The following is an 8,723-nucleotide window of genomic DNA, read 5'->3' as shown; positions in this document are numbered from 1 at the left end:
GGTGCCCATGGAAGGGAGTGGCAAACTACTATTCCTTGGAGGTGGACGGGAAGACGAACAAAGACGCGGTCTGGTACTATGCCGACCCTTCGACAGCAGCCGCGAACATCAAAGGCTACCTTGCGTTCTGGAATGGCGTTGAAGTCGGCTAGATCGGACGCCTGTTTGCCGACATTCAAGCCCATCGACGCGAGGAAGTTTCGCGCTCTGCGCGAGAGGGTGGAGTATCTCATCGCGACCCCAGTTCGGCGCCCGCTGTGCGATACCGGAAGTCTTGCGAGGTCTACACAAAGCGGGCGGCATAGACTTGCCCACATTGAACGGTGACGAGAGCTGGACCCTGCCGATCCCGGCGCGCTTCGTCGTCGATCGAAACGGCGTCATCGTCTACTCGGAGATCAATCCGGATCAAACCCGCCATTCCGATCCGCAGGGCATCCCCGTGCTCGACTATTTGCACAGGCAACGGCTTGCATGAGGGGGACGAGGAGCCGCGTTGATGTTTTGGAGTTGACCGGGCGAGACCGGCGCCGGCGAATTGTGGCCTACTTCGTTGAGGGGCCGAATTTCGTTTCGAGACGATTGCGAGAATCGATGGCAAGACACGAAGTTCAGTGGTACGGAAAAGCGTGGCAACGCCCAGCTCATCCTTCGAGAACGGGCTTCCGAGCACTATCTGCACCGGTAGCCGGGCAGTATCGGACCACCAAAGTCATGCGGAACATTTCGAAAGCGGTTCCAAATCAGGCACTCGTCGGGCAGAGCGTTTCGCCGCCCGCGGGCTCCAACGTCAAATTGTCTACAACCGACCTCAACAACTTGATGCAGGCAATCGACATCGACGTCATCACGCTGATCGAGGTTCTGGTGCCGCGTGGCCATCGAGTCGAAATGGGAAAGGTTGACGCACCCGGGATCCACTACAATTTGAGTGGCGTGGGACGCATATCTATCAACGGCGGACCACAGATGCCGTTGAGCCCTCATTTGCTCATCATCGTGCCGCCGAATACTCCATTCGCGATCGAGGTCGACGGCGGAAGTGGCCCGCCGAAGCTCATATCGAGAGACTGCTGGACACATCAAGACGGCATACTGCGCCTCGCTGTGCCGAACGAGCAGCCCGAAATCGTTCAGATATGCGGCTATTTTACCGCACTCTTTGGTCAGTCTGTGAGGCTGTTCGGGGAACTCCGCGAACCCGTGATCGAGCAGTTCGAGCCAGCTGACAAGATCGATCTGAAGCTTCGCGAGGCTATGGACGAGCTGCTTCAGCAAGAGGTTGGCGTCGGAGCTATGACCTCGTCGCTGCTCAAGCAAATCCTTGTCTCATTGTTGCGGCGGTCCCTCAGGTCATCCGAGCGGTGGACGGAGCGATTCTCGATACTCGCCGACAGGCAGATCACGCGTGCCTTTGCGGATATGGTGGCACGGCCGGGAGCCGCCCATTCAGTTCAAAGCTTGGGGCACAGTGCAGGATTGAGTCGTTCTGCGTTCATGGCGAGATTCTCGAACATCTTTGGACGATCCCCGATGGCCATCTTGCGAGACTTGAGAATGCGCCAGGCTGCGATCGAATTAACGACAACGACGATGCCGGTCGACGTCATTGCACGTAATGCAGGATACGAAAGCCGTTCAAGCTTTGTGCGAGCTTTTCGACAGGCGTATGAACGAGATCCGAGCGACTATCGGCAGATAGCCAAGGATGGCAAAGGCCAGCAAGTACCCGAGAACAAGATGCCGAAGTTTGCTTTTGATACAAAGGATTGACGATCCGAAAGCAAGCGGCGGCAGGAGTGGCTTTCCGATGCCTTACGCATGGACCGTCGGCATGTGCATTGTCAATCTAGGAAGTCCCTCGATCCGTTCGGTGCGATTTATAGTCACCTGGTGCGCTATCTATTCAGCGGAAAAAATCAACAATTATTTGGAGAATTTACATGGTCAACGAACAGCAATTGATTTCCAAGATTACCTGGCGACTGATGCCGTTCCTCGGAATCCTTTATCTCATTGCCTATATCGATCGTCAGAATGTGAGCTTCGCCAAGCTGCAAATGGTCGATGCGCTCGGCATGAGTGAATATGCCTACGGCCTCGGCGCTTCGCTCTTCTTCATCGGCTACTTTCTTTTCGAGGTGCCGAGCAACCTTTTTCTCGACAGGTTCGGCGCACGCGTCTGGTTCGCGCGTATTCTCGTCTCCTGGGGCATCGTCACCATTCTGCTTTCCTATACGCAGAATGCGACGATGTTCTACATCCTACGGTTTTTGCTCGGCGTCTGCGAAGCGGGCTTCTTCCCCGGCGTTCTCTACCTTTTGACCCTGTGGTTCCCTTCGGCCTATCGCGGCCGCATGGTCGGGCTCTTCATGATCTTCAGCGCGCTTGCCAATGCGGTCGGCGCACCTGTTGGAGGCATGCTTCTCGATCTCGATGGGCTCTACGGCCATGCCGGCTGGCAATGGGTCTTCCTGGCAACGGGTATTCCAGCCGTCATCGCTGGCATAGTCACCTTCTTCTATCTCTATGACCGGCCGGAAACGGCGGGTTTCCTGAGCAACGGAGAAAAGAGCTGGCTTGCGAACCGCCTCGCGTCTGAAAATGCCGGCATGGACCGGAACGCAGAAAATGGCTTTAAGGCGCTTCTGGATCCTCGCGTGCTGCTAATGGCGGTGTGCTACATCGCTTTTCCGCTTGCTGCCTATGGCCTCAGCTATTGGCTGCCGACGATCGTCCATGCCTTCGGCGTTAGCAACACGGTGAACGGCCTGATTAACATCATCCCATGGGTGGTTGTCGCAATTGCGCTTTGGGCGGTGCCGGCGGCAGCCGACAAAGCCAAATCGAAGACGCCTTATATCGTCATCCCGGCTTTCATCGGTGCGGCCTGCCTGCTCTTATCCGCACTCGTTCCGAACCATGTGTTGCAGTTTGCCTTCCTCTGCATTGCTGCTGCCGGTATTTTTGCGCCTCAGCCGGTCTTCTGGAGCCTGCCGTCGCGCTTCCTGAAGGGTGCGGGCGCTGCTGCCGGCCTCGCCGCCATCAATTCCATCGGTAATCTTGGCGGCTTCGTCGCCCAAAACGTTGTGCCCTGGATCAAGGACGAGACCGGAAGCACAATTGCGCCGATGTTCTTCCTGGCGGCGTGTCTCGCTATCGGTGGCCTGCTCGTCTTCGTCGTTGCCTTCATGATGGCCCGCAAGGAGCAGGCGGCAGTGCCGCACGGCGCGTAACTTGGAGCTGATTGGGTCTCCGAAGTGCAAGCCGGTTACACGCAGCGACCTGTCGGAGATTTTTGGAAGAGAGGTCGGTCGCGATACGATCGCCACGCTTCGCGGGGCAGGGTTCCTGTCGTCAGGGCCGCGCAGTCCGACGCCAGGGGCGCCTTACACTTATGTAACCACCCAGCATATTCTCTCGGCGTTTGGCATGGAGACGTTGCGCGACTTGCCAGACGTCGAGGCACTCGAGGATGCGGGGCTTCTTAGCCGAAAGCTCGTTGAGGATGATTCGTTGGCTTCGGAGGTGGACGACGATGAGAGCCAATCGTTGCGATCCGCACATCCGCGCTGTCCGTCTTTCGTCGGAGAGCGAAGACCTACTGGATGATTGGCTGGTTCAGTCTCGTTTGACGTTCACGGCGGGGAGTGTCTTCAGCAACCTGCCCATGCGTCCTGAACTTGATCGGTTACGCCCGCGTGATAGACCGGTACAACGCGAGAAGGCCTTCCGGGATTTGTGAACAATGGACACGTTCGACGCTCTTCGTTTGTTCCTGAGCATTGCGGAGGCCGGAAGCCTCTCGGCTGCCGCCCGAAAGCATTCGGTCGCGACGTCAACGGTTACCTCTGCTCTCCAGCAGTTGGAGAGGCAAAGAGGTACAACACTGGTCAGACGGTCCACTCGGCGTCTCTCGTTTACCCAAGAGGGGCTCCAGTTCTTAGCGGACACACGGAAACTGCTTGCTGATTGGGACGCGTCCATCGGCGGTGCGAAGGAGGGTCCCTTACGAGGGACAATCAAGATGACATCGACGGTCGACTTCGGACGAAGCAAGATCGTTCCGGCGATCGATCGGTTCATGGAAATACATCCAGGAATTTCCATTGATTTGCACGTTGCCGACAGCGTCATGGATCTCGTTGAACACAACATCGACCTTGCGATAAGGAACGGTCCTCTCAGAGATTCCTCGCTCAAAGCGCGCCTTATCCTGCGAGGAAAGCGCGTAGTTTGCGCCGCCCCCTCCTATTGGGAGGCCCGCGGTAAAGCTCTGCATCCGGGAGACCTTGTTGGTCACACTTGCCTAGTTGTCTCGCGGCCGGCAACGACTTTTTCGACATGGCACTTCTCAGATGCTGGAAAGGTGATCTCAATCCGCGTGTCTGGGAACCGGGTTGTCAACGATGGCTCGATTTTGAAGAGATGGGCCTTGAAAGGATATGGCGTTTTACTGTGCCCAATATGGGATGTCGAAGACGAACTGGCGGCAGGGGACTTAGTGACGGCCCTTGACGAATTTTTACCCGACAACGCCAACCTCTATGCCGTTACCGATGGCAGCACGGTGAATCATCGCGTCCGGGCTTTGATCGACTTCCTGGCAGAGGAACTTCATCGTTAGTCGATGGGCCATATCGACGTGAATAAGCTCAGGTCCAGAGGCCGGTGAAACTGCAAAGATCCATTACTCTGCTGACCAAAAACTAGAGGGTCCGGCACTCGCTTGGGCGCTCTTGCGTAAAGGACCGCATCCCTCGCCCTATGACTGCGCTGACAGCGGCGAGACGTGCGCATGCGACGCTTTCTCCTCCGAAATTCAAGGTGACTTCTCGCAATTTCCGAAAGGTGACTTCGGAACGTGCCCAATTATCGCGGACGGTGAAATCACCGATATCGGTTGCGTACACATTGGACGCGGATCGCATAGAGCAGGTGCCGCAACCAAGATATTTCTTGGAAGGACAAGATCAAGATCATGAGTAAAGTTGTCATCGTTACTGGCGCTTCGCAGGGCATCGGAGCCGCAATCGTCCAGGCATTCCGTAAGCTCGATTACCGAATTGTCGCGACCTCCCGCGCGATCAAGCCGTCGGAAGACCCGAACATCCTGACGGTTGCTGGTGATATCGGCGATCCCGCGACTGCCGCGCGTGTCACCTCTGAAGCGGTTGCACGGTTCGGTCGCATCGACACCTTGGTGAACAACGCCGGTATCTTTATCGGCAAGCCTTTTACGGAAAACAGCATTGAAGATTATAACGCCGTCATGAACGTGAACATGGCCGGCTTCTTCCACATCACGAAGCTTGCCATCGCCGAAATGGAAAAACAGGCGGGCGGTCACGTTGTAAATATCACCGGGAGCATTGATAACGGAATTACCGGCTCGCACGTGGCGCTGGCGGCCCTCACCAAGGGTGGCCTGAATGCCGTTACCCGGGTGCTGGCGATTGAATATGCGAAGAGGGGTATCCGCGTGAACGCGGTGGCACCAGGCGTGACGGACACGCCGATGCATCCTAGACAACATCACGAAATGCTCGGCACCTTCCATCCGCTTGGCCGCATCGGCGAAGCGAGCGAGGTCGCTAGCGCTGTCGTGTTCCTCGATTCTGCAGAATTCGTCACAGGTGAAATCCTGCACGTTGATGGCGGCCAGAGCGCAGGTCGTTAAGCAATACCGACGGAGTTCCCGCGCTTGCGACGAGGGACTCCGTCGGCCTTTCCGAAGCCACTTCGACGTCTCCACGCAATTGGCATTCGTCGACCGTGAAGAATCCGCAATCGGCTGATTTGACATAAGAAACGACGATTTTGCAGATCTGATAATTGCAACGGGGCAAGGTCACCCGGACAATGCCTCCTTTGGCACCGCCAGAAGCGGACATCGCGAGCTGTCTCGCGATCGCCATCCATCATGTCGCAAACGTCTCATCCCATTCGCGACGGAGCATTCCCATGATTGCCGTGTCCCATCGCTCGTCATCCACTTTCACGGAGGATCGTCTCACGCCTTCCGGAACAAAACCCAATTTGGAATAGGTGCTTATCGCAGCTACATTCCAACTGTAGACATTCAGTTCCAGCCGCTCGATCGCCGCATCCGCGAACGCTTCCGCCAGAACGAGACGCAACATCGGAATGGAGAGGCGGCGGCCTCGCATCGCCGGCGCGATCGCCACTCTTGCAAGTCGCGCCACCCCGTTTTCCCAATCATATGCCAGTTGCACATGGCCTATAGGGGTTGCGCTCCCATCCTCGGCCATCCAGCAGCGCCGTTTGGGATGGACGCCTTCGCCATCGTCAATCATAGAATCAAGCTGCGCGGAGTCGAGCGGATAGATCAGTCCGGGACCGCCCCATTGGACAACCTGCATCTGATTGCCAAACCAACTGGATAAAGTTGCATGATGCTGTGCTGTGAAAGGCTTGAGGGTCAGCATGGCGATAAATATTCTCTCCTTCGCTCCGCGGCCGTAACGGGACGAAGATATTTGCCCTGAATAGGATAAGAAAGACGATGCCGAACGTTGCCATCATCGCCGGCGTGATGAGTGCGAAACTATCGATCGAATCCATAAAAGCCTCTCAGCTGGGCCGACGGCCATAATATTCGACGCTATTCGTGCGCCGTTAAAAAAATTGAAAGTGCCTCGATTTCCGCGCCAGAGCCGCGCTCGGCCGGCTACCAGAGTTGGAATGCTGTTTCGACCCGTTGCGGCCTTTGGTGTCCGGCGCGACGAATGGCTCGTTTGGGACCAAAGCTGCTGTGCCATCCATCATGAAAATCGACGCCAAGCCGATCAGACGACTGCTAACGCACGACCACCAAGCGTTGGAGCGGTCGGTCAATCCAACCCTTCAATCAGCATGACGCGACGTACGGCGGGACGAGACATTATCTTGACCACGAGCCGCGTCCAGGCGCGCCAACGACCGGCCATTGAAAACCCGATGCGCGCTCCCCAAAGCCAGAACACGAGAAGATAGATGTCAGCAATGCTGTATCCTGATCGAACCGCCCCCTCCCATTCATCTGAAAGGCGTTCCTCGATCCGGTCGAAATGTTCTTCAATCGTCCACCAGCCTTTGGTGACCACCTCGTGATACGTGTTGGGATCGAGGGCAAAGCGATCCGGGTGCCGGACCTGCTCGAACGCCACCCCTGAGACCTGAATGGATAACCAGCTCAGCCATTCCAGGCATTGCGCCTCTCCATACGGGTCCTGAGGAATGAGTTTAGCCTCGGGATAGTTCCGGGCTAGGAAGAGGAGGATGGCTGAGGTTTCAGTCAAAAATCTCGGCTCAGCATTCCGTCTATCGGCGATCGCGAGACCATTGCGCCGGTTCGCATCGGGGACCGCGTTCTGCGTGCTAATCTTATTGAGAATGTCAGCGGCATAGGGCGCCCCAATTTCTTCCAATACGACGTGCGCCGCAAACAGCTCCGAGCCCTTGGTGTAGAAGAGATGATACATCCGCCGTGACCTTTGAATGCGAGATGGCTCTCAGTGGCTCCCGGTTGGCAGCCTTTAGACGCGTTTGGCAAACTTCCGCTAGACGAGCCATCTCGGCTCCGAGCAGGAACAAAAGGACAAGGAATCCGCGACGGAAGGTTACTGGGCTTATCCGATCGCGAATGAGCATCCCAGCCAGAGCGGGGATGACGGCGAGTATGGAGAGCGTCATCCGATCAAGCTGAAAGGCACCCTGCGCAGCGATACCCGCGGCCAGGGCGATGGTTGAAATTGTGAACGACAACCCAAGCGCCTGGACCAGATCGTCCTTTGAGAGGCCAAGCGCCTGAAGATAGGGTACCGCCGGGAGGGTAAAAACACCGGTCACACCTGTGATCAGGCCTGTTGCCGCGCCGACAGATGGCGACATCCAGCGTTCAATTTTCATCGGAACGCTTAGTTGACGCGCGAACAAGGTGTAGAGCGAATAGAGGGCAAGCGCGCCTCCAAGTGCCGCCGTCGTGAGCATAGTGTCGCCGCTTGCGATGAATGACGAGCCGAGGACGGTTCCGGCGATGGAGGCGATCATTGGAATAGTAAGTCTGACATGCGTCCCGAATATCAATTGCCGTGCCTTTGACAACGTGGATTTGCCGACGGTTGACTTCGGTTAGACCGAAGGCTCAATCTAGGCTACCTTCGTCCGGTGCGCTTCGACCTGGACCATATCGATGCGCAGGCGGCCAAACTGGGAACCAAGCTCAAATCGCACATAGCTGCTTCGCAGCTTCGATGGCATTTGCCGTATGGCCGGTGAGGCGTGGGCATCGGTCTCGTGCCGGAGACGGCGGCACGACGATATAGAAGGCTAACGCGGATTGGCATCCTTCCACTTCAGGACGCTTGGGCGACACGGCGGCTCTCGATCTGTGTCCGCAGCGAGACAGAGTTAACCCCAATCGCGCTTGATCTCTTCCAGCATCCGGCATGGGAACAGTCACCGGAAGACCGCTAGGCCTTCCTGTTCAAGGCCCGGTTCGCGGCCGGGCGCTCACTGCGGTTTCGTGAGACGGGGAAGCGAGGCTACCGAGCCCCGGCGCCTCCTCCACGGAGATCGCGCCATTCGAAGATCGGCCGACGCGGCCGATCCCATCAGCTTCATGAGGTTGCAGCCTGACAAGGCTCAGATCGACCCGGCCGGGGCAACGGCGGGAAAGTCCTTCTCGGGATCGAATACGTTGTTGAAGAAGTTCGTCAGGG

9 protein-coding genes and 2 pseudogenes are annotated in these 8,723 nt (G+C 57.0%); 7 read left to right on the top strand and 4 right to left on the bottom strand.

Annotated elements, in window-relative coordinates:
- From ACPYOI_RS33170 to ACPYOI_RS33140, 7 genes and pseudogenes are all read left to right on the top strand, one after another.
- Positions 1–152, top strand: a 152-nt coding sequence (locus ACPYOI_RS33170) for a DUF427 domain-containing protein (RefSeq protein WP_481423965.1), incomplete at its 5' end; no start/stop codon positions are given.
- Positions 153–307: 155 nt separating this feature from the next.
- Positions 308–478, top strand: a complete 171-nt coding sequence (locus ACPYOI_RS33165) for a hypothetical protein (RefSeq protein WP_481419332.1) — start codon at positions 308–310, stop codon at positions 476–478.
- A 236-nt stretch (positions 479–714) separates the two neighbouring features.
- Positions 715–1,773 carry an AraC family transcriptional regulator gene (locus tag ACPYOI_RS33160; RefSeq protein WP_481419331.1) on the top strand — a complete coding sequence of 353 codons (1,059 nt, stop codon included), beginning with the start codon at positions 715–717 and terminating at the stop codon, positions 1,771–1,773.
- Positions 1,774–1,943: 170 nt separating this feature from the next.
- Positions 1,944–3,236 carry an MFS transporter gene (locus tag ACPYOI_RS33155; RefSeq protein WP_481423964.1) on the top strand — a complete coding sequence of 431 codons (1,293 nt, stop codon included), beginning with the start codon at positions 1,944–1,946 and terminating at the stop codon, positions 3,234–3,236.
- 28 nt (positions 3,237–3,264) lie between these two features.
- Positions 3,265–3,612 (top strand): annotated as a pseudogene (locus tag ACPYOI_RS33150) (SMC-Scp complex subunit ScpB); the annotation flags it as partial.
- A gap of 136 nt (positions 3,613–3,748) precedes the next feature.
- Positions 3,749–4,627, top strand: coding sequence for a LysR family transcriptional regulator (locus tag ACPYOI_RS33145; protein WP_481419329.1), 879 nt, complete (start codon positions 3,749–3,751; stop codon positions 4,625–4,627).
- Between the two features lie 345 nt (positions 4,628–4,972).
- Positions 4,973–5,680 (top strand): SDR family NAD(P)-dependent oxidoreductase, encoded by a 708-nt coding sequence (locus tag ACPYOI_RS33140; protein ID WP_481419348.1) that lies wholly within the window; start codon positions 4,973–4,975, stop codon positions 5,678–5,680.
- A 241-nt stretch (positions 5,681–5,921) separates the two neighbouring features.
- On the opposite strand, the gene ACPYOI_RS33135 is transcribed toward ACPYOI_RS33140, so the two are convergent.
- From ACPYOI_RS33135 to ACPYOI_RS33120, 4 genes and pseudogenes are all read right to left on the bottom strand, one after another.
- Positions 5,922–6,449: a GNAT family N-acetyltransferase gene (locus ACPYOI_RS33135; protein ID WP_481419328.1), complete on the bottom strand. Its 528-nt coding sequence runs from the start codon at positions 6,447–6,449 to the stop codon at positions 5,922–5,924.
- A 405-nt stretch (positions 6,450–6,854) separates the two neighbouring features.
- A complete protein-coding gene (locus ACPYOI_RS33130; RefSeq protein WP_481423963.1) occupies positions 6,855–7,484 on the bottom strand; it encodes a glutathione S-transferase family protein in 630 nt (209 codons plus the stop codon).
- Entirely contained in the window at positions 7,399–8,088 is a 690-nt protein-coding gene (locus tag ACPYOI_RS33125) for a sulfite exporter TauE/SafE family protein (protein WP_481419347.1), read from the bottom strand. The genes ACPYOI_RS33130 and ACPYOI_RS33125 overlap by 86 nt, the downstream gene beginning before the upstream one ends.
- Positions 8,089–8,646: 558 nt before the next feature.
- A pseudogene (locus tag ACPYOI_RS33120) lies at positions 8,647–8,723 on the bottom strand (carboxymuconolactone decarboxylase family protein); the annotation flags it as partial.

This window comes from Rhizobium sp. SVR5-2C, assembly GCF_056755115.1.
This window is presented reverse-complemented; position numbering and strand designations above follow the sequence as displayed.

Coding starts and splice junctions, on each gene's coding strand:
- ACPYOI_RS33145 (WP_481419329.1), top strand. CDS start 3,749: ATGGACACGTTCGACGCTCTTCGTTTGTTCCTGAGCATTGCGGAGGCC.
- ACPYOI_RS33155 (WP_481423964.1), top strand. CDS start 1,944: ATGGTCAACGAACAGCAATTGATTTCCAAGATTACCTGGCGACTGATG.
- ACPYOI_RS33160 (WP_481419331.1), top strand. CDS start 715: ATGCGGAACATTTCGAAAGCGGTTCCAAATCAGGCACTCGTCGGGCAG.
- ACPYOI_RS33135 (WP_481419328.1), bottom strand. CDS start 6,449: ATGCTGACCCTCAAGCCTTTCACAGCACAGCATCATGCAACTTTATCC.
- ACPYOI_RS33130 (WP_481423963.1), bottom strand. CDS start 7,484: ATGTATCATCTCTTCTACACCAAGGGCTCGGAGCTGTTTGCGGCGCAC.